We start from the raw sequence: 21511 nt of genomic DNA, 5'->3' as shown, positions 1-21511 counted from the left end.
GACTGAAGTTGGCCCGATTTTAAGAGCTGACCGCCCGTTTCTGCGCTACACTCGCCCGTTTTCGATCTACTGTTGTAAAACTTCAAAATACGCTCGTATAATGAAAATATAAGATTTTATACGAAAAGATTGGCTTGTTGTACTGAACCAGATATAATGAAAACAAGTTAAAACGGAAGGGGAAGAGGAATGAATCTTTCACAATGGTTTCAAAAAGGAATAACCTCTGAAGAATACATTCAATCAATGCAAAATCATCAAGAAAACTCAAAGTATATTTTGCAACACTTTGAGATTCCTACTCAGGATTCTGAATTTTTTTCCGAGCTGAAGAAAAAGGCATTACGCGTCATTGTCATTACAGAAGACTGGTGTGGGGATGCCATGGTCAATGTGCCAATTCTTTTACGTCTTGCTGAAAATGCAGATATGGATGTAAGGATGATACTGCGCGATCAAAATTTGGAGCTGATGGATCAATATTTAACAAACGGAACATCGCGTTCTATTCCTATTTTTATTTTTATAGATCAAGCTGGGAAAGAATATGCGGTATGGGGGCCAAGAGCAGACTCTATCCAATACTTTGTAGAAGAGCAACGTTCCAAACTCCCACCAAAGGATGAACCACAATTTGCAGAGCGGCAAAAGGAAATGTATGAGCAGATGATGAAGAAATATTTAGAAGATCGCTCTGTATGGACGGATATTTATGAAAGTATTAAATTAGCATTGCAATAATTCATTGACTGAAAGAGGTGTTGAATAGTGGACCAAGCAGTAGATCAATATATACGTTTCTTACGATTGAAACGAGAAATTCCGACGATAAACTATTTACAACGCCTCATTCAACATCATTTAACATTAGTACCCTATGAATCTTTTAGTAAGTTTCATTATTTTACGCTTGCACCAGATTTCATCCCGCCGCTGCCTTTGTTTGTTCATAACTTAGTAGAAAAAGGCTGGGGAGGGACTTGTTTTACACTTAATATGAACTTTGCCAGACTTTTAACAGAGCTGGGATTTACCTGTTCATTTGTGCGAGTAGAACCAGGTCATTTGGCCATTATGGTCGAAATCCGCGGAAAAAAGGTGTATGTGGATGTTGGCTATGGATCTCCTATAATGAAGCCAGTCGATTTAGAAGCAAGACCGCAACATAAGATGCACGGCTTTGGCGAAGAAATTACAATCACGCAAACGAAGGACCAATTATATGAGATTGATCGAAAATCAAATGGAAAAACATTCGTAACAAAACAAATCATTTGGGAACCTCTTACAGAGGAAGAGATTTTAGAAGATATAAGGCAATCTTACTTAGACGTCGATGAAAATATCACTATGAGAAGAATAACAGCAGTTCGTTTTAATGGACATCAATGTTTTTATTTACGCAATAATATCATGAAAGTCATGACCTTTCGGAACATACAGGAAATTAAGTTGAATTCGTTGGAAAAGTGGTTAAAACAAATTCAGGATGTCTATCAAATAGAGGAAGAATCTTTGCTAGAATCGATTGATTTTCTGAATAAAAGAAAGATCGTCTTATTCGGAGCATAAAAGATCGCATTAAACGAGCTTGATAAAGTGAAATTTCAATCATTTGGTTTAATGTGGGATAAAAGTATTTCGGCGACCTAGTCGTCTTGAAAGAAAATAAAGCGATTTCAATTAGGGAGATGAGAAATTTGAAGCATAAAGAAACTTTAAGCGTTATGTCATATAACCTACGAAATAATAGTGATGTACCACCGAATTCATGGGAGGAAAGAAGAGGATTGATTCAGGCGTTAATTCAGCAAGAGAAACCTGATATTATCGGAACACAAGAAGGCCTATATCCACAAGTGAAAGATATGGAAGCATTGCTTCCCGAATATAATTGGGTTGGTCTTGGAAGAGATGGTGGAAGTCATGGAGAATTTATGACCGTTTATTATCGAAAAGATCGCTTCGACATAATGGAATTTGACCATTTTTGGCTTTCTGATACACCTGAACAAATCGGTTCAACTGCTTGGGGGAGTGCTTGTACAAGGATGGCTACATGGGTACGTTTATTTGATAACGAGACAAAGCAAACCTTTTATCACGTGAACACGCATTTAGATCACCGGTCTGAAGAAGCGAGAGTGAATGGGGCTAAGCTGATCATTAGCAAAACAGAAGCATTTAAATCGAATTTACCAATCATCCTAACAGGAGATTTTAATACAATTGCAGAGTCAGAGACTCATCAAACCTTTATCGAAGAAGGGCAATATAGCGATACATGGTTCGATGCAAAAGAACGTATCAATGACCATTTAGGGACCTTTAATAATTTTAAAGATTCCTCTGGTGGAAAAGGAAGAATTGATTGGATTTTACATAAAGGAGATATAGCTACATTAAGCGTGCAAATTGTGGATGACCAAATCGATGGCCGTTTTCCAAGTGACCATTTTCCTCTTATAGCCAATCTTCAACTTGACAAAAGTGAATAACAAAAAAAGCCTTGCACTTGCATCTTAATGGATGTAACCACAAGGCTTTTTGTGGCTTAGAAAATTACAGTAGCGTTGCATAAAAAAAGCAATAATAAAGTCAAGTGATTTGCTTTTTTGCGAGAGACGATATAATATAACTGAATATTCAGTTATATATCGTCTCTGTGCTAAAAAAAGGAGAATGGGAATTAAGGGTAGCCCTTCATCCATTTTTTGAATTTTATATTTAATAAATCAATTTCATGATAGAAAATTTAGTATTAAAATCCGAACATGTTGATTTCCGCTCTAGGCGGACGCTTTCCGGGGGGCGTGCGGTGAGCTCCTTGTCGCATACGCTCCTGTGGGATCTCACCTGTCACGCTAATCCCCCAGGAGTCGCCAACTTCCACTCCAATCAACCGAATGGGAGCTGTACATGGACTCAACTGATTGGATCGTAAGTTAGGTTCTCCAAATGGAAAATACCCCCAGCCTCATATTGCGCGAGAGTTTCTTCAAAAATCCACTGATGTTCAAGCCTTCGTCGACCATTAGAAAATCGCTCTGGTTCTTTACACAACTCTGAAATCAGCTCAACCATAGGCTTTGACCAATAATCACTAATACCAATTAGCATTTCAAGCACTGTTCCTTTGCAGCCTACTTTTTTCTTCAGGAGTAAGGCTAAACAGTAGGAATCATCGCAATATAAATCTGATTATAGACCGCATTTTTTCCTTTTCCATATAACATCTTCAGGACAAGATGTTGTTTGATCCATTTGAAGAATAGCTCAATCTGTCACCGATTCTGATAGAGATCACTGATTCTTCCGCCTTGACTTTTGCATCAATGCAGATAATGAAAATCTTATTCCCTTCGCGATCTATTGTCTCGACTCAAATGTTCCTGAACCTAGGAAGGAAAAAGCCCCTTCCTAGGTTCAGGAACATTTGCTTGTCGGGGCTGTTCAAGGCGCTTGCGCTTTTCTTGTTGTTAAGAAAACTATAAAATTTTTGGCTTGTGGATAACTGCTTATGTCGCGGTCGGCATCCAGCTCCAGCGCCCAGCGACTAGCAAACTTTCAGCTTCTTCCTACGATAAGTCAACATCGGCTCATGCTTCGCCGTGTATCCTTTATCTCGTCAGAAGCTTAAAAAGTTTGTACGTCGCTAAACGGGCGCTTGCGCTTTTGTTCTTAAAATTAGTTTTTTAAGGTGTAGTTTTCTTATTTTCTTTGGCGTCTATAAACTAGAGGATGTGAAAATGGGAGGGGTACTTTACAATGATAAAGAAAGGCTTTGTTCTCTCACTCTTGATCATCATAGTCGTTTATTTTGCTTATCATGATAAATATGATATCCAAAGTGCCTATTCAATGAATCCCCTCTGGATAGAGGGAGAGGCAGCAATCGTCCTTGATGAAAAAACAGGGAAGACTCTCTTTGCCAAAAATGAAAATAAGAAGCTCTACCCAGCCAGCCTAACGAAGTTATTAACAGCCTTAGTCGTTTTAGAAAAGGCTGATTTAGATGAGCGAGTGACGGTTGGTGATGAAGTTTATTTACAGGCAGATGACGAAGTGCGGGTTGGTTTATTTGAAGGACAAGTCCTTACTGTAGAAGATTTGTTGGGGGCGATGCTCATGCAATCTGGTAATGATGCGGCAAGGACTTTAGCTATTTATACTGCACATAAGGAGAAGGGAACAGATTATTCAGCGCTAAAATCGATTCAATACTTCGCTCAGTTAATGAATGTAAAGGCGATTGAATTGGGAGCCAACCACTCTCATTTTGTGAATCCACATGGCTTGCATGATCCCAATCATTATAGTACAGCTAAAGATTTAGCGGAAATTGCTCTGGCTGTCAAAAAGGAGAAGTCTTTAACGGGATTACTTGCTCAAACAGCCTATTCAAGCAATACACATACCTATCAAAATCGCAACCAACTGTTATATGCGAACAGTCCATATTATTATAAAACAGCAACAGGCCTAAAAACAGGTTTCACAGATCAAGCTGGCTATTGTCTTGTCTCCTCAGCAGAGAAAAAGAATCACTCTCTTATCACGGTTGTGCTTCAATCTGGGAAAGAACGAGTATGGGAAGATTCTATTGCTTTACTAGATTTTGGATTCAAAAATTTAATCCCATAACGTGTAGGGGTACGCATCTAACAATCGTTTATATACATAGTGGCCACTGGGAAGGGGGGAGAGAAGTTGGATGATGTACTCATCGAAAAAATAAAGAATGGAAATGATCATGCTTTTCGAGTACTTGTAGAGAAATATCGAAATCTGATCTTCCATACGGTCTACGGCGTACTTCGCAATGAGAAAGATGCAGAAGATGCGAGTCAAGAAGTGTTTCTAAAGATCTATACTTCTCTTCCCCAGTATAAGAATCAAGGTTTTAAAACATGGATGACAAGAATTGCGGTTCATCACGCGATCGATATCAAACGGAAAAAAGTAAGGAGAAAAGAAGATCAGCAAGTTGAATATGAAGAAAGTTATCATACTCCTCCCACAGAAAATGTTGAACTTCTTGTGATACAAAAGGAACGAAGGCATATATTGCGGGAGCGTTTGAAGGAATTACCTGTAAATTATCGCGATGTTGTGGAAGATTTTTATATAAAAGAAAAAACTTACCAAGAAATCGCCGAAAAGGCAGATCTAAAGGTAAAGACAGTCGAGGTTAAATTGTATCGAGCAAGACAATGGATGAAGAAGCACTGGAAGGAGGATGACTTTTCATGAATCACTATAGTGTTGAAAATTGGCTGAAATATGTTCGAGATGAACTTGAAGAAGAAACACGTACACAATATGAAAACCATCTTTATCATTGTGATCACTGTCTAGAATTATATTTGCAAGCTGTGGAAACCAATGATACCCAGGAGCTAGATTTATCTGAAACGGAAAATTTTACAGATTCAATTATGGAGCAAATCGCTGGAATAAAAAATCCAGTACAGTGTGAGCAGAAAAAGAAGCGGATGCTTCATTTGCGAAAACAGACCTTTATTCATTATACCGTTGCGGTGGCAATGACGATAATCTTAATGTCAACAGGTGTCTTTTCTCAACTGATGAGAATGGCGAGTGCTGTTGAAAGCAATGAATCTCACCATACAGAATCCTTTATTCAAAGCTTTCTTGATCAGCAAGGTTCGATTATCAATAAATTTGAAATGGATATCCACATTAAGGAGGGAAAACAAAAATGAATAAAAATCCATTTATTGCCTTTTTACTCGCCTTTTTTCCAGGTGGAGGCTTAATGTATCTTGGAAAAGTACTAAGGGGGCTCTTTTATACAGCGACAGTCATCATCATTCCCGTTTTTACCATCACACTTGCCATAATGTACGGGAATGACGTAGTTGTTCTCTTTTCACTTGGTGCCTTAGTGTTATATATCATTAATTTTGTGGATACCGTTATTACCGCTTCAAAGTTTCTCAATAAAGAGAATCAGATTTCGGAAAATGATTCAGAGAAAAAATCATATGAGTCTGAGCGGTTTTTCACGATCATCCTCTCTTTTGTCCCTGGTTTAGGGCATTTCCAGTTAGGCTTGGTGTATCGGGGGATGACATTACTAGTTGCTTTCTTTGGAGCGGCGATGATGATCCTTTTTGTCACTTTGATGACAGAAAGAAGTGAGTTTCTCATCTTTCTAGCTTCACTTCCGATTATTTGGTTCTTCGGCTTTTTTGATGCATTGAAGCAATTGGACAAAAAACAGAAGGGGGAAGAGCTTAACGATAAATCCATTTTGGAAGAACTGGAAAATCGCAATTCGGATGGAAAGAAAAGCAAAGCGATCGCAACCTTACTAGCGATTATTCCTGGAGCCGGGCATCTCTATCTAGGATTACAAAAACGCGGAATCCAACTGATGGCAGCCTTTCTATTTTCCATCTATATTTTAGATGTATTAAGACTAGGAATCTTTCTCTTCATCGTCCCAATCATCTGGTTCTTTAGCTTTTTTGATGGTTTGCAAAAAGCGGCTAAATCAGATCAAGAATTAGAGAATGAAGATGTGCCGCTGATTTCTTTCTTTTTAAATCATCAAAAATGGGTAGGGATTGGATTAATTGTCTTGGGCATCTATTATATTGGGATGAATGTTGTCCTTCCAATTGTGGAACCTTTTATCCATAAATGGTTTTCGCCCGATCTTTATTATCTGTTGCATGAATATATCCAAACAGGGTTTATTTGTCTCTTGTTGATCGGCGGGGGCATCAAATTATTAACTGGTAAAAAAACCAAATCAAAGCAAGAAGAGGGTGAAGCAAAATGAGGACATGGCGTGTTGGTTCCTTTTCAATGGGAGGCGCATTAGTTTTTCTTGGCGTATTTCTACTGTTACAACAATTTTTAGGGTGGGACCCGGCTCTTGTTTTAATGTCTTGGTGGCCTATCCTATTCATTGTTTTAGGCATTGAGATTCTGTTATACCTTTTCTTTGCAAAAGCAGAGGATAGTCGGGTAAAATACGACTTTATTAGTATTATTTTTATTGCGATTATCGGAACAACGGGAATTGGTATGGCGATCCTGCATACTTCTGGATTGTTTGAATTTGCTCAAAAAGTAGTCTCAGCGGAAGTGCGTGAAATGGATTTACCGAAATATGAGGAAAGTGATATAAAAGGAATCGAGCGTGTACAGGTTGATGCAGGTCCATTTGCTCTTTCAGTTGAAGCAACCGATCAACAGGAAATATCAATGTTTGGTACTTATCAGGACGATGTATTTGCTGGTGAGACGAGAATCAAAGAGATCTCTGATTATGTGTTGATCGAGAAAAAAGGCGATACAATTTATATTAAAATGAAGGAAACCCCCTATAATCATTTCTACCGATCGATGGATGGAGTGAAAGCCACTCTCTTGATTCCGCAAGACATTGCCTTAGAGTTGAAAGGGAATTGGCAACCTATCACTGTTGCACCTAGAAATCTTCTTAATGATTGGGATATTAAAGGAGCAGAATCTGTCCATGTGGATGTAGAAAAAACAACGAATTTAACATTAGCCCTAGATAATGTGAATTATGTAGATGATCAGGATTGGGATCAAATAAAATTGACAGAAGAAGATTTTATTGAAACGGCATCACGGAAGTTTGGAAAAGGAGAACATAAGCTCACGATAGAGGGTGCGGATACGGTTCATTTAAATGAACAATGATTTGAGAGGGATGTGTCACCATTCCTCTTTTTTTCTGTAGACAATCTTGTGCCCTCATTCGTGAATGGATTTTATTCTTTAAAAAAGGTATGATAGATTTGTTAGACTTGATAATACTATAAGTGTTTATTGAAATGAATTGCATTGAAGAACAATGCCTATTTTGTATGAATGGGTGATGAGATTGAAAAGGGCACGAATTATTTATAATCCGACTTCTGGAAGAGAAATTTTTAAACGGAGTCTTGCAGATGTGCTACTGAGATTAGAAAAAGCAGGTTACGAAGCTTCCTGTCATGCGACGACAGAGGAAGGCGATGCCATTGCGGCTGCAAAGATTGCAGTGGATAGAGAATACGATGTCGTTATTGCTGCTGGTGGAGATGGGACTATTAATGAAGTTGTGAATGGATTAGCGGAACAGAAATTCCGTCCAAAGCTGGGTGTTATTCCGACTGGTACAACGAATGATTTTGCCAGAGCTCTCCATATCCCACGAGATATTGATGCAGCTGTGGATGTGATCATTCAAAATGAAACTATCCCCGTTGATATTGGTCGAATGAATGACCATTATTTCATTAATATTGCTGGAGGGGGGCGGCTCACAGAGCTTACATATGAAGTTCCTAGCCGCTTGAAGACTGTACTTGGACAATTGGCCTACTATTTGAAGGGAATTGAAATGCTCCCGTCTATCCGAGCTGCAGAGGCAACCATTGAATATGATGGGAAATTATTTGAAGGAGAAATCATGCTATTTCTAGTCGGTTTAACCAATTCGATTGGCGGCTTTGAAAAATTAGCACCAGACTCTTCTATAAATGATGGTTTGTTTACATTAATGATTTTGAAAAAGACGAATTTAGCAGAGTTTATAAAAGTGGCGAGTTTGGCTTTACGAGGAGAACATATTCATGATCCTAACTTGATTTATACGAAAGCCAATTATATAAAGGTAAAGTCACCTGTTAAAATGCAACTAAATATTGATGGAGAATTTGGCGGCTTGTTACCAGCAGAATTTTCTAATTTATATCGTCATTTGGATGTGTTTGCTCCACTTGACCAAATTAGAGAACAAGATAAGTTATAGGCTGAATTTCATGCGCATAAGTAGACTTTGCTCATAGCTCCAATTAAAATGGAAATAGGTTTGAAATAAGGAAAAAGGAGAGGAAAGCATGAACATTACGATTTGGAATGAGAATAAGCATGAAAAAACCAATCCAAAAGTAGCTGAAGTTTATCCTGAAGGTATTCATGGAGCTTTAGCGAAGTTGTTTGAGGGTACAGAGCATCAAGTGAAAACGGCGACATTAGAGCAACCTGAACATGGATTGACAGAAGAAGTGCTCAATAATACAGATGTGCTTTTTTGGTGGGGGCATATGGCTCACGGTGAAGTATCCGATGATATCGTGAATCGTGTACATAAACGGGTACTTGAAGGAATGGGTTTGATTGTCTTACATTCAGGACATTTCTCAAAAATATTTAAAAAGCTAATGGGTACTTCATGTGATTTGAAATGGCGTGAAGCAGATGATCGGGAACGCCTTTGGGTTGTAGATCCTACTCATCCGATTGCTGAAGGAATTGGAGAATACTTTGAATTAGAAAAAGAAGAAATGTATGGAGAACATTTTGATATCCCGGCTCCTGATGAACTTGTATTCGTTAGCTGGTTTGAAGGAGGAGAAGTTTTCCGCTCAGGTTGTGCGTATAAACGTGGAAACGGCAAAATCTTCTATTTCCGTCCTGGACATGAAACATATCCTACTTACTATAATAAAGATGTCCAACGAGTTTTATTCAATGCAGCCAATTGGGTAAAACCAGTTGATCGCGCTTATCCAAAGTACGGGAATGTAAAACCGATCGAAGAGATCTCTCCTAAAAATTGAGTTTAATTTCTATCCAAGAAGAAATCCATGGAAACACTCCATGGATTTTTTCTTGTCGCTTAGGAAATTATATTGGGGGCGACATCCAGCTTAGTGCTTTCGTTCGTTGTTAAGGAAACTATAAAATTCTTGGCTTGTGGATAAGTTGTAATTTTGAGTTTTGTCATCCAGCTCCAGCGCCTAGCCCAAGAAGCTTACAGGATGTGAGTTCATCGGCGAAGACATGCGGACGTGGCGAACTTAGCCGATGTTCTGCTTAATAACCCTGAACCTATGAAGGGAAAAAGCCCCTTCATAGGTTCAGGAACATTTGCTTGTCGGAGGCCAACAGGATGTTGGTCAGGAAGGCGTTGCGCCAGGACGGCGCGAATTTAGCCTTTCTTTTACATCAAGGCGCTTCCGCTTTTGTTCGTTGGATCTAAGATTCATCGATATTTTGTTGTTGGGACAGAAGGCCAGTGGCAAAAATTCCAGCAGAAGAGATCAGAAAACCAGACGAAAGAAGCATCCAGGAAATCGTAAGATCGATATTATCAAACCTCTTTGCCACTAATACATAGCCCACTGAAAGAATAAAACCAATTGTAAACAAAAAGGCGGCGACACGGTATTTTTTCCGTTTCTCCTGATCGCGATTTTTTCGAATATCAATGAAGCCCCAAATAAAAGACAGTATAACAAATAAAAAAGAACCAATAATAGCCAGAATACCAAGCAAATTCATCTCTTCCCTTCATCCTTTTCTTTATCCCCGTGCAACCGTCCGAAAGACCCCCACTGCAAGACTAGGAAATAGGGGGACGGACGCTAACACCCCGATAAGTCTCGCTAATCATCAGTGGGGGATTACTGATGGCAGTCTCGCTATATTGTAACAATCTTTTTATAAGAAAGAAAAGCTTCGGGAGAAAAGCACTACTTGAAAAAGAAACTAAAAAATATATTGTGAAAAATGATAAATATAAATTGGTGCACTTGGTGCTCTAGGTGTTGAAGGAGTTGTTGGTGTTCCACAAATGACTATTCCTGACTATTTGTCCAAAGAGGTAAACAAAGACTGCAACTAAAGGCTATTACTAGCTTTAGTTGCAGTTTTTTTAATGATTATATAGAATGACCTTAGGTGCAGTAGGTTGATTTGGAAATAAGTTGAGAAAGGAAACGAATTGCTTTGTTATCTCAATGGTTGAAGGAATCTAATTACACTGTTATTTTAACGGGGGCAGGGATGTCAACAGAAAGTGGGCTTCCTGATTTTCGTTCTTCTAGTAAAGGATTATGGACAAAAAAGGATCCTAGCCAAATTGCTAGCACGGAAGCATTGAATCATAATGTCGAGGAGTTTTTTCGATTTTATCGTCAGCGTGTTTTGGGGTTGAATGAAGCAAAGCATCATCAAGGTCATTCAATTCTAGCTAGTTGGGAAAAAGAAGGACGAATTCAAGGTATTATTACGCAAAATATTGATGGCTTTCATACAGATGCGGGAAGTCAACATGTAATCGAGTTGCACGGAACGATGAAAAAGGTGCATTGTCAATCTTGTGGTCGTGAATATGGAAATGAAACATATGCCAATGAGCAATTTATCTGTGAATGTGGAGGCAAACTGCGTCCTTCTGTTGTTTTATTTGGTGAAATGTTGCCAGAAGAAGCCCTTATGCAAGCAACAGAGGAAAGTGAAAAAGCTGATTTATTCATTGTTCTTGGTTCGTCATTAAGTGTGACACCAGCCAATCAATTTCCTTTGATCGCCAAACAAAATGGGACCAAGCTTGTGATCATTAATCTTGAGCCAACAGAATTTGATGTTTATGCTGATCTAGTGATTCATGAGCGAAAAATTGGTGACGTTCTAAGTGAAATAGATCAGTGACTTGGTCATGAAATCTGAATAGTTTAAAGGGGCCGGGACAAAAATGTTTAGTTTTGTCCCAGCCTCTTTAGACTAATTTACACCCTTTGTCCACTCTTCAATGAGTTCTGGATGATTGTCGATAAATTCTCGTACAACAGCATCTGGGTCCAGATCATCATTAAAGATAGGTGCCATTAGTTCATCTTCTACCATTTCTCCGTCTTCCGTATATTGTTCTAATATTTTATAAGCAGCAGGTGCATCTTCTTCCAATCCTTCTCGAGCTACCGTGTAGATTTGATCTCCCTCTCCACCATAAACCTCCTCGGGGTCATCTAACATTTTCATATCCATTACACCAAATACCCAGTGTGGTTTCCATAATGTAACGACAATTGGCTCTTCTTTGTCATATGCAGACTTTAGTTCCGCCAACATTGCTGCTTCAGAACTGGAAAGAAGCTCCCAGTCATCTAGATCATAAGTTTCCATCGCTTTCTCGGTATTTTGCATAATACCAGAACCACCATCAATACCAGTGATTTTCCAATCGACTGATTTTCCTAGCTCCTCATTGTCTTTTAAGTCTTCTATGGAATTGATATCTTCCATATAACTTGGAACAGTTAGTGAATTTGGTGATTGTTCAACGTTCTTTTTCACTTTTACTACATCATCACCATAAGTTTTCTCATATTCACTGTGAATCACTGGTAATGAAGCACCTGTAAAGAAATCAGCTGAACCGTCCGCCACACTTGACCACATTGGACCAGCCTCTACTTGTTTTAATTCAACATTGTATCCAATGTCTTCAAGCACAGCGGCATATAAATGGCTTACTGCAGTTTCCCTCGCCCATGCGACATAAGGAAGGGTTAAATCTTTCTGTCCTAGTTCAATCCCATTATTCTCTTCCGACCCTGTATTAGAATTATCTTCCTTTGTATCGCTTCCACAAGCGGCCAGCAACATGGAAAGAACAAGAACAAATACTAAACTAATAAATGACCATTTCCTACCCATATAATCAATCCTCCTATTATTTTTAAAAACATTTTTTCATCGTGAAGTATATATTTTCATTGCTTATATCATCAACACAGTATGTTGAATAGCAAAATTTATAAAACAAAAATCCCTCTACTAATACAACGGCAGAGGGATTTTTTCATTCTTGAATAAAAATGAGTTTATTTTACACCTTCAGTCCATTGTTCAACAAGATCTGGATGGTCTTCCATAAATTGTTGTGCAACATCTGCAGGGTCTTTATCTTCAGCAAAGACTGGTGGCATTAGTTCCTCTACCATTTCATAGTCTTCTGTATATTGTTCTAGCACTTTATAAGCTGCAGGAGCGTCTTCCTTTAATCCTTTGCGGGCTACGATGTAGATTTGATCTCCATCTCCGCCGTAAATTTCCTCAGGATCTTCCAACATTTTCATGTCCATCACACCGAATACCCAGTGTGGCTTCCAAAGTGGAACAACGATTGGTTCTTCTTTATCATATGCAGACTGCAATTCGGCGATCATCGCTGCCTCAGAACTTGATACTAGGTTCCAATTGTCCAAACCATATTCTTCCATAGCAGTTTCAGTATTTTGCATAATCCCAGCACCAGCATCAATACCAGTAATCGTCCAATCAACTGAATCCCCAAATTCTTCATTATCTTTCAAGTCTTCAATGGAGTTTATATCTTCCACATAGCTTGGCACAGCAAGGGCTAATGGTGCCTTATCCAATACTTCATTTACTTTTTCAACATCATCTTCATATTGTTCCCAATAACTAGCGTGTGTAGCTGGTAACCAAGCTGATGCCATAAAATCAGCGGAGCCGTCGGCTACACTAGACCACATTGGCCCTGCTTCAACTTGCTTCACATCTACGTTATAACCAACATCTTCAAGGACAGCAGCTATCAAATAGCTTGCGGGAGTTTCCCGTGCCCATGCCACGTAAGGAAGGGTTAAATCCTTCTGTCCTAACTCAACTCCGCTATCTCCGTCTGTGTCAGAACCAGCTGAATCGTTCCCGTTAGAATCATCATCAGTACTGTTCCCACATGCTGCTAAGAACATAGAAAGTGCAAGCATAAATACAAAACCTACAAGATAAAACTTCTTTCTTGTCATGTAAAAAGTCCCCCTAAATATAATGTATATTTGCAACTCCATAAATGGAGATATTGCTTACTTTTTGTTTACTCCTTGAGTAATACGGTCAAGCACCATGGCAATAATTACTAGAGCCAAGCCACCTTCAAATCCTAATCCAATTTTAATTTGAGTGACCGAGCGATAGACAATTTCTCCAAGACCAGGTGCTCCAACAAGAGAGGCGGTGACAACCATCGATAGTGATAACATAATCGTTTGGTTTACTCCTGCCATCATAGTCGGCATTGCAAGTGGAATTTGCACTTTTCCAAGTCTTTGTGCTGTTGTTGAACCAAATGCATTCGCGGCTTCTATTAACTCTCCGTCTACCTGCCGAATACCCAGATTGGTCATTCTAACTGTTGGTGGCATAGAAAAGATAATCGTTGCAATGACTCCTGGAACCATACCAATACCAAAGAAGACGACAGATGGAATCAGATAAACAAATGCAGGCATAGTCTGCATGAAATCTAGAATCGGTGTAATTGTGGACTGTACTGAAGCTTTTTGAGACATCCAAATACCAATCGGTATCCCAATAATCATGGAAAAAATAACCGAGATAATGATAAGTGATAATGTATCAAGTGTCTCAGACCAATAACCGAGATTATCGATTAAAGCAAGCCCAATAAGTGAGAAGAGTCCTGTTTTCCAACCTGCAACTCGCCAAGCAATTAGTGAGATAATCACGATAAGGATGTAAGCTGAACCAGGAATATGGCCAATCGATAATAGCCATACAAGTCCATCCGTTACACTTTTAATCCCGCTAGAGATCCCATCAAAGATGACTCCGAGATTATCCGTTAAAAACTTTACGAAAGTTTCAATCCACTCTTTTAATGGAAGTTTAGGGAAAAGTTGATCTGTCATTATGAGATCACCCCATTTCCATTAATGACCTCATCGTTCCCAGCCATAGCACCCATGATCGCGCCTTTAACAACGATACCTAGCAAGCGTTGTTGATCATCGACAACAGCTAAGGGTACATCTGCTGAGGCCATTGATTCAAACAAATCGGTTAAGAATGTATCTTTACTTACGGTAGGGACATCTTTTGTCATAACATCTTCAACCGACTGCTTTTCTTTAATCGCATCAGATGCTTGACTGGCTGTCACATAACCTAACAGTTTTCTTTTTTTGTCCATCACATATATTGTGGAAATACCTTGATCACGCATCATTTGTAAAGCGACACGCGGCCCTTTATCTGGTGTTATACTTTCAGCTCTTTTCATTACATGACTTGCTGTCAATACTTTAGAAAGATCGACATCTTCAACAAATCTTTCTACATAATCGTTAGCTGGATTCATTAATATTTCTTCAGCAGTACCAATTTGTACGATTACTCCATCTTTCATTAGTGCGATTCTGTCACCGATGCGCAAAGCTTCGTTTAAGTCATGGGTGATGAAAATAATGGTTTTTCCAACTGATTCATGTAAATCTAATAACTCATCCTGCATATCTTTACGAATCAGGGGATCAAGCGCACTGAAAGCTTCATCCATTAATAAAACATCGGGGTCATTTGTGAGGGCCCGTGCTAATCCTACACGTTGTTGCATTCCACCTGAAAGTTCATTTGGATATTTATCCGTATAGCCACCAAGGCCGACTAAATCTAACGATTCACGAGCTTTTTGGGCACGTTCCTCCTTATCGACACCTTGTATTTCTAGACCATATTCGGTATTTTGTTGGATTGTTTTGTGAGGAAGTAAAGCGAATTTCTGGAAAACCATACTCATTTTCTTGCGACGAATCTCACGTAACTGTTCTTTATTCATCGTGGTAATATCTACTCCATCAATCCAAACATTACCAGATGTCGGCTCAATCAAACGGTTCAACAATCGGATGAGTGTGGATTTTCCGCTCCCAGAAAGACCCATGATTACAAATACTTCTCCTGCGGCCACTTCGAACGAAGCTTGGTTAACTCCAACGGTCATTCCTGTTTCACGCAGAATCTCATCTTTCGATTTATTTTCCTTTAGCAGTTGAACGGCTCGTTTTGGATGCTTGCCAAACACCTTTGTTAATTTTTCTACCTTAATCTCTATAGTTTTGTTTCCCATAGTGTTCCCCCTTTGGTTACCTATACAATGTTAAGGAAAGATCAGAGAAATAACAAAGAGCATATACCTCTTCATTCTGGTGGTTTTGTACGTACAGAATAAACTGTACAAAGCAAACGCGTGGTTTTCTTAAACATCCTCCTGTTTCCTGCCGTTTCCTTATCTATGTGAATCTTTACTTTCCTACTATGATTATAATAAAGTAGAGACATTAAAGTAGTTTTGCTAAAATGGAAAAGGCTTAATTACTTTTATCACGTATTAACTGATCCATGGAAAAACCTAGAATTGTAGGTGGGATCAACAGCCAGTAAAAGCCTGATTCAGGCCAACAGGATATTGGTCACAAAGGTTACGACTAGTGCATGCGAAACGACAGGACGTCGCGAATTTAGCCTTTGATCTTCTGAAATTAGTTGGGATGAAAAAACACCTCCACTGATTGAAGTATAATGAAAAATTCTTATAAATTATCATGCACTTAGGATGTGAATAAGATGGAAGGTATGGAACAGCTTGATAAAGCGAGAGAGAGAATTATTGAGACCATTGCCCAAAACATTCATTTATATGGACTAACCCCCTCAGCAGGCAGACTTTACGGTATGATGTTTTTTCAGCGTAAGCCCATCACCCTTGATGAGATGAAGGAAGAATTAGGGATGAGTAAGACAAGTATGAGTACATCTGTAAGAGCATTATCAGATTTGAAAATGGTCGAGAGGGTTTGGAAAAAAGGTGTAAGAAAAGATTTATATCAAGTAGAAGAAGATTGGTATCAAGGTTTTATAGATCTGTTTTCAACGAAATGGAAAGGATCCATCTCCGTCCACAAAATTTCAATCAAAAAGTCCATTGCTGAATTAAAAACTTTACTTGAAGACGAACAAACAAGTGAAGATGTGATAGAATTAGCAAGGGAAGATCTTGAGAAATTGGAATATGTTTTTGAGTACTTTGAATGGTTAGAACGAGTCGTGGAAACATTTGAAGAACATCAAATTTTTGATTTCGTACCGAAGAAAAAAGAGTAATGGGTTGGTGGACTGATATGTATAGCAAGGCCTTGGTCGATGATGTGAGAAGTCAGGCAATGTATATTGATTATTCAGGAGCAATTCCTGAGGGTTTATTGCAATGGTTATATGAAGAAAGATTATTTAAATTATTTATTCCGAAAGAACTAGGCGGAAGAATGCTGGATCTACCGGCTGCTTTGCAGGTATTCCAAAAAGTATCAGAAATGGAAGGGAATTTAGGCTGGCTTACAGCGATTGGCTCAGGCGGCGGCATGTTTATTCCCACTATTGAAAAGTCGTTGGCTGCGCAATTATTTAAAAATGAGCAGGCGGTTATTGCAGGCAGTGGGTACCCCAATGGAAAAGCAAGGAAAATAGATGGAGGCTATATCGTAAGTGGAGAGTGGAAATATTGCAGTGGTTCTCCTTTTGCTTCTTTCTATACAGCCAATAGTTTGACAGAAGCAGGCGAAATGCTTAGCTTTATATTCATGCCGCACCAAGTAGAGATCATCGAGGATTGGAATGCTCTAGGTTTGCGAGGAACAGGCAGCCATACTATGAGAGTAAGGAATGCGTTAGTTTCAGAGGAATATACCTTTAAATTGGATGTTCCGCAAAATGAATACTCGGGACCAGTTCATACCTTCCCATTTCTACCTTTTTCGCAATCATCGTTTATGTCGGTTTGTCTCGGGATTACGGAGCATTTTTATCAAGAGGCTAGAAAGATTGTAAAAAGGCGAATAAAGAATGGGGATACAAAATTTGAGCCTGTAGATCTTCTATTGACTGAGCAGGAAACCATTTTTCAACAAAAGGTCGATATATTTTATAGAGAAATCGAAAAATTATGGAATCTCCATGTAGAAGGGAACAGCCTCTCTGAAAAGGAGATGAACCAATTTAGTAAAATGTGTAAAGAGGATCTACAAATGATGATGCAAGGGGTTGATACCCTGTTGCGATATTTAGGAATGGATGCTGTTATGGAAACGTCCTCCTTGAATAAAATTTGGCGAGATTTACATACGGCTAGTCAACATGGATTTATTACGCCATTATAATAGAGAATGTTCAAAAAATCCGGTGAAAATGACACTTGAGATAAATGATCTTCGACTAAATACTTAATACTGACACATCCTGTGTCAAACGTCGCAGTCACCACACATGTGCAAGCTCGTTAGCTTGTTTCTGTGCGGCTCGGTTTCCATCGTGTGAAGCGGATTCAGGGAAGATTTTCTTTCGCTCACGCATTAGGAGAAAAGATCTTCCACTAAAACAGTCCAAGTCCTGTGGGCAACATAGAAGTCAGTACAAGACGCACAAGTCCGCCTCGAACTTTCGATGTACAGAATGTACTAGTGTCGGTGTTGCTGACAGGACGTCAGCGTCTTTAACCGACTTGTTCCTTTTTATCTCCTTTTTGAACTGAACTAATAGTTTTTACTATCAATTTTCTACTATTTCTTATAAGATGGAAGGGTAAACATTTATAAAAAAAGGAGTGTCAACTTTGATTAAAGTCGCATTACTAAGTAGATGGCATGTACATGCAAATGATTATGCAAACAGTGCAAAGGAAAATCCAAACGTATCGATCGAATTGATATGGGATGAGGAAAGAGAAAGAGGAGAAGAGTGGGCCAAAGAATTAAATGTTCCTTTTGAAGCGGATATTGATAAAGTGTTGGCTAATCCTGATATAGATGCAGTGATTATCAGCACACCTACGAATCTACATAAAGACATTATTGTAGCAGCCGCTAAAAATAAGAAACATATTTTCACTGAAAAAGTACTCGCTTTCAATGTGAAGGATTGTGAAGACATTTATCAAGCAGTGGAAGAAAATAATGTGAAATTAACGTTGTCGCTTCCACGTTTAACAGAAAACTATTATCTGTATGCACAAGAAGCTTTGGATTCTGGTAAACTAGGAAAACTGACAACTATTCGTTGCCGTCTCGCGCATAATGGCGGTGTTGGACAAAATGGCGCAAAAACAGGGTGGTTACCTGAGCGATTCTTTAATAAAGAACAAGCCGGCGGTGGATCCCTAATGGATCTTGGTGCTCATCCGATCTATTTAACCAATCGCTTAGCTGGTCCTGCAAAAGCTGTACAAGCTCAATTGCAACAATCAAAAGTATTTGATGTGGATGATAATGCAGCTGTTTTAGTTGAATATGAATCTGGCGCAATGGGGATCATTGAATCTGGATTTACTTCCTTTGGAAGTCCCTTCCAATTAGAATTATACGGGACAGAAGGGGTTTTACTGATTGAGGAAGGAAATGTTCGTATTCAAAGCAGTCATTTGAATGAAAGGGGTTGGCAAACACCGGAATTACCGGAAGCCTTACCAATGCCAATGGAACAGTGGACCTCATCGATTCTAGAGGGCACAACACCTTCCATTACAAAAGAGGATGTACTTGCTCTAACTGCTATCAATGAAAAAGCTGCACAATCACAAGCCGAAGGTAAAAAAGTAAATCTGTAAATGCTCCCTTAAACTGAGGGAACAATTGCAATCAATTGAAAGTAAAAAACGACTCTGTCATTCAAAATGTGAAGGCAGAGTCGTTTTTTTTTATGCTGTTTTCTTCAATCCCCTAACAGCGGATAAGAGAAAATAAAAAAAATTTTGAAAAACTAGTTGACAAGAAAAATAATTGATGATAATTTTATGTTAATCGTTCTTTATGAAGAACAAAACTGTGCTTTTTACTAGAACAATCATAAACTTATAAAATAAGATTATTCGGTTTTTCTTGATAAAAAATGCTTAAACATATGCTACAAGGAGGAAAAAAGATGAGTGCCATTGCTGGAATTTTTCGTCAATCGCAGGGACCGTTATTAAATGATGATGGCAATCGGATCATGCAGGAATTAGAGCGGTTTCCAGCAGACGATATCCAGACATGGCAAAAGGATTCTATCTTTCTTGGATGTCATGCTCAGTGGATAACACCTGAATCAATTGGAGAGTCGTTACCGTTTTATGATGCTCAACGGCAACTGGCCATTACAGCAGATGTGATTATTGATAACCGCCAAGAATTATTTGAACGATTACAAATCCATCATAAAGACCGTCAAGAGATTACAGATAGTCAATTGATTTTATTGGCATATCATAAGTGGGGCGAGGATGCTCCAAAATTTTTGGTAGGAGATTTTGCTTTTATCATTTGGGATGAAAAACAAAGAAAGCTATTTGGGGCGCGGGACTACTCAGGAAAAAGAACGCTCTATTATGCTTATCAACATCATCAATTTATTTTCTGCACAATCGTTAAGCCATTATTTACTATACCTTTCATACAAAAGAAGCTAAATGAACAATGGATCGCAGAATTTCTGGCAAATCCGGGTTTGGTCGATTCAGTTGATTCAGCCTCAACAGTGTATAAGGATATATTTCAAATCCCACCATCGCATTCCATTACTGTGACAGATGATCGGCTTACACTTAGTCGCTATTGCACATTACCAGAAGATACAAGATTAAGACTAAAGTCAGATCATGAATATGAAGAGGCTTTTCGCGATGTTTTCTTAAGCGCAGTCAATGGAGGTTTACGAACTTTTCGTCAAGTAGGTGCTCATCTAAGTGGAGGATTGGATTCTAGTTCTGTTGCAAGTATGGCGGCAAAGACTTTAAAGACAAAAAATAAAAGGCTGCATACTTTTAGCTATGTTCCTGTAAAGGATTTTAAAGATTGGACACCAAGGAGTAGGGTTGCAAATGAACGTCCGCAAATCGAATCAATTGTCCAGCATATTGGCAATATTTCTCCAAACTATGTAAGTTTTCATGATCGCCACCCTTATTCAGAAATTGATGATTGGCTTGATCTCTTAGAAATGCCTTATAAATTTTTTGAAAATACCTATTGGTTAAAAGGAATTTATGAAGAAGCAAATCAAAGGGAAATTGGTGTGCTTTTAACAGGGCAAAGGGGCAACTGGTCCATTTCTTGGGGGCCGATTTGGGATTACTATGCCCGATTATTTAAGAAAATGAAATGGTGGAGGCTATACATTGAAATTCAGTTGTTTAGTCAAAATTCAGGCATAGGAAGAAAGAGCATGATCCAGAGAATTGGGAATAAAGCTTTTCCTACAATTTATCCAAGCAAGTTTAATCATACATCGACCTTTCCGGTGTTTATCAATAAAGCTTTTGCTAAGAAGACCCAGGTGCACGAAAAACTTCAAGCCCAAAATATTGATCCGCAGGGGAAGTTGGAGACAGATATTTACAAGATTCGCTCCGAACAATATCAACAATTATTTTACTGGAATACGACAGGTACATATGGAACTAAGTTATCCCTAAAATACGGAGTCGTTGATCGTGATCCAACTAATGATTTACGGGTTGTTCGTTTTTGTTTGTCATTGCCTGAAAGTCAATATGTTCAAAAAGGTATGGATCGATCATTAATTAGAAGAGCTATGAAGGGGTACTTGCCTGATGATGTTCGTCTAAATCGGACAACAAAAGGGATTCAAGGAGCAGATGGTGTCCATCGAATGAAAGCCATTTGGGGGAATTTTATTAGGGATATAGAGCAATTACAAAAAAGTCCCATCCTGCAAGAGATGATTGATCAAGATGTTATTCAGTCGTGTTTAGCCATTATGAAAGAAAAGCCAAAAGATGCATGGGTGTTCCAATTTGAATTTAAGGTGCTTATGCGAAGTTTAATCTTACATCGTTTTATCCAGACCATTTAATGCG

Annotated in this window: 20 protein-coding genes; 15 read left to right on the top strand and 5 right to left on the bottom strand. The window is 38.7% G+C overall.

Annotation, left to right across the window (positions count from 1 at the left end; all coding sequences use genetic code 11):
• Positions 1 to 189: 189 nt before the first annotated feature.
• The 10 genes from KI375_RS18400 to KI375_RS18355 all read left to right on the top strand — a co-directional run bounded on the left by KI375_RS18400 (position 190) and on the right by KI375_RS18355 (position 9611).
• The gene (locus KI375_RS18400) at positions 190 to 741 is read left to right on the top strand and encodes a thioredoxin family protein (protein ID WP_212974902.1); all 552 of its coding nucleotides are present in this window, start codon (positions 190 to 192) and stop codon (positions 739 to 741) included.
• A gap of 27 nt (positions 742 to 768) precedes the next feature.
• Positions 769 to 1572, top strand: coding sequence for an arylamine N-acetyltransferase (locus tag KI375_RS18395; protein WP_212974901.1), 804 nt, complete (start codon positions 769 to 771; stop codon positions 1570 to 1572).
• Positions 1573 to 1700: 128 nt separating this feature from the next.
• Complete coding sequence (locus tag KI375_RS18390) at positions 1701 to 2498, top strand: endonuclease/exonuclease/phosphatase family protein (RefSeq protein WP_212974900.1); 798 nt, start codon at positions 1701 to 1703, stop codon at positions 2496 to 2498.
• Between the two features lie 1270 nt (positions 2499 to 3768).
• Positions 3769 to 4644: a D-alanyl-D-alanine carboxypeptidase family protein gene (locus tag KI375_RS18385; protein ID WP_212974899.1), complete on the top strand. Its 876-nt coding sequence runs from the start codon at positions 3769 to 3771 to the stop codon at positions 4642 to 4644.
• Between the two features lie 66 nt (positions 4645 to 4710).
• Positions 4711 to 5253, top strand: a complete 543-nt coding sequence (locus KI375_RS18380; protein WP_212974898.1) for an RNA polymerase sigma factor — start codon at positions 4711 to 4713, stop codon at positions 5251 to 5253.
• On the top strand, positions 5250 to 5726 hold the full coding sequence (locus tag KI375_RS18375) for an anti-sigma factor (protein ID WP_212974897.1): 477 nt from the start codon (positions 5250 to 5252) through the stop codon (positions 5724 to 5726). Before KI375_RS18380 ends, KI375_RS18375 begins: the two co-directional genes overlap by 4 nt.
• The gene (locus KI375_RS18370; protein WP_212974896.1) at positions 5723 to 6811 is read left to right on the top strand and encodes a hypothetical protein; all 1089 of its coding nucleotides are present in this window, start codon (positions 5723 to 5725) and stop codon (positions 6809 to 6811) included. Before KI375_RS18375 ends, KI375_RS18370 begins: the two co-directional genes overlap by 4 nt.
• Complete coding sequence (locus tag KI375_RS18365) at positions 6808 to 7704, top strand: hypothetical protein (RefSeq protein ID WP_212974895.1); 897 nt, start codon at positions 6808 to 6810, stop codon at positions 7702 to 7704. Before KI375_RS18370 ends, KI375_RS18365 begins: the two co-directional genes overlap by 4 nt.
• Before the next feature lie 184 nt (positions 7705 to 7888).
• Positions 7889 to 8800, top strand: a complete 912-nt coding sequence (locus KI375_RS18360; RefSeq protein ID WP_212974894.1) for a diacylglycerol kinase — start codon at positions 7889 to 7891, stop codon at positions 8798 to 8800.
• Positions 8801 to 8888: 88 nt separating this feature from the next.
• Entirely contained in the window at positions 8889 to 9611 is a 723-nt protein-coding gene (locus KI375_RS18355; RefSeq protein WP_212974893.1) for a ThuA domain-containing protein, read from the top strand.
• A 418-nt stretch (positions 9612 to 10029) separates the two neighbouring features.
• Here the strand turns inward: KI375_RS18355 and KI375_RS18350 are convergent, their stop codons facing one another.
• Entirely contained in the window at positions 10030 to 10335 is a 306-nt protein-coding gene (locus KI375_RS18350) for a hypothetical protein (protein ID WP_212974892.1), read from the bottom strand.
• 447 nt (positions 10336 to 10782) lie between these two features.
• On the opposite strand from KI375_RS18350, the gene KI375_RS18345 reads away from it, so the two are divergent.
• Positions 10783 to 11487 carry an NAD-dependent protein deacylase gene (locus KI375_RS18345; protein ID WP_212974891.1) on the top strand — a complete coding sequence of 235 codons (705 nt, stop codon included), beginning with the start codon at positions 10783 to 10785 and terminating at the stop codon, positions 11485 to 11487.
• 72 nt (positions 11488 to 11559) lie between these two features.
• Here the strand turns inward: KI375_RS18345 and KI375_RS18340 are convergent, their stop codons facing one another.
• The 4 genes from KI375_RS18340 to KI375_RS18325 form a co-directional block, all read right to left on the bottom strand.
• Positions 11560 to 12495 (bottom strand): glycine betaine ABC transporter substrate-binding protein, encoded by a 936-nt coding sequence (locus KI375_RS18340; RefSeq protein ID WP_212974890.1) that lies wholly within the window; start codon positions 12493 to 12495, stop codon positions 11560 to 11562.
• Positions 12496 to 12662: 167 nt separating this feature from the next.
• Complete coding sequence (locus tag KI375_RS18335) at positions 12663 to 13613, bottom strand: glycine betaine ABC transporter substrate-binding protein (RefSeq protein WP_212974889.1); 951 nt, start codon at positions 13611 to 13613, stop codon at positions 12663 to 12665.
• 57 nt (positions 13614 to 13670) lie between these two features.
• Positions 13671 to 14516: an ABC transporter permease gene (locus KI375_RS18330; RefSeq protein WP_212974888.1), complete on the bottom strand. Its 846-nt coding sequence runs from the start codon at positions 14514 to 14516 to the stop codon at positions 13671 to 13673.
• Positions 14516 to 15733 (bottom strand): quaternary amine ABC transporter ATP-binding protein, encoded by a 1218-nt coding sequence (locus tag KI375_RS18325; protein ID WP_212974887.1) that lies wholly within the window; start codon positions 15731 to 15733, stop codon positions 14516 to 14518. The genes KI375_RS18330 and KI375_RS18325 overlap by 1 nt, the downstream gene beginning before the upstream one ends.
• Positions 15734 to 16230: 497 nt before the next feature.
• Here KI375_RS18325 and KI375_RS18320 point away from each other — a divergent pair, with 497 nt between their 5' ends.
• From KI375_RS18320 to KI375_RS18305, 4 genes are all read left to right on the top strand, one after another.
• The gene (locus KI375_RS18320) at positions 16231 to 16767 is read left to right on the top strand and encodes a GbsR/MarR family transcriptional regulator (RefSeq protein ID WP_212974886.1); all 537 of its coding nucleotides are present in this window, start codon (positions 16231 to 16233) and stop codon (positions 16765 to 16767) included.
• A 17-nt stretch (positions 16768 to 16784) separates the two neighbouring features.
• Positions 16785 to 17819 carry an acyl-CoA dehydrogenase family protein gene (locus tag KI375_RS18315; protein WP_212974885.1) on the top strand — a complete coding sequence of 345 codons (1035 nt, stop codon included), beginning with the start codon at positions 16785 to 16787 and terminating at the stop codon, positions 17817 to 17819.
• 443 nt (positions 17820 to 18262) lie between these two features.
• Complete coding sequence (locus KI375_RS18310; protein WP_306419839.1) at positions 18263 to 19261, top strand: Gfo/Idh/MocA family protein; 999 nt, start codon at positions 18263 to 18265, stop codon at positions 19259 to 19261.
• Positions 19262 to 19575: 314 nt separating this feature from the next.
• Positions 19576 to 21507 carry an asparagine synthase-related protein gene (locus KI375_RS18305; protein WP_212974883.1) on the top strand — a complete coding sequence of 644 codons (1932 nt, stop codon included), beginning with the start codon at positions 19576 to 19578 and terminating at the stop codon, positions 21505 to 21507.
• Positions 21508 to 21511 lie beyond the last annotated feature (4 nt).

It is taken from the genome of Bacillus sp. J14TS2, from assembly GCF_018333015.1.
Taxonomy (GTDB): Bacteria; Bacillota; Bacilli; order Bacillales; family Bacillaceae_C; genus Lederbergia.
Note: the sequence above shows the minus strand (reverse complement) of the source record. Positions and strands in the feature narration are given on the sequence as shown.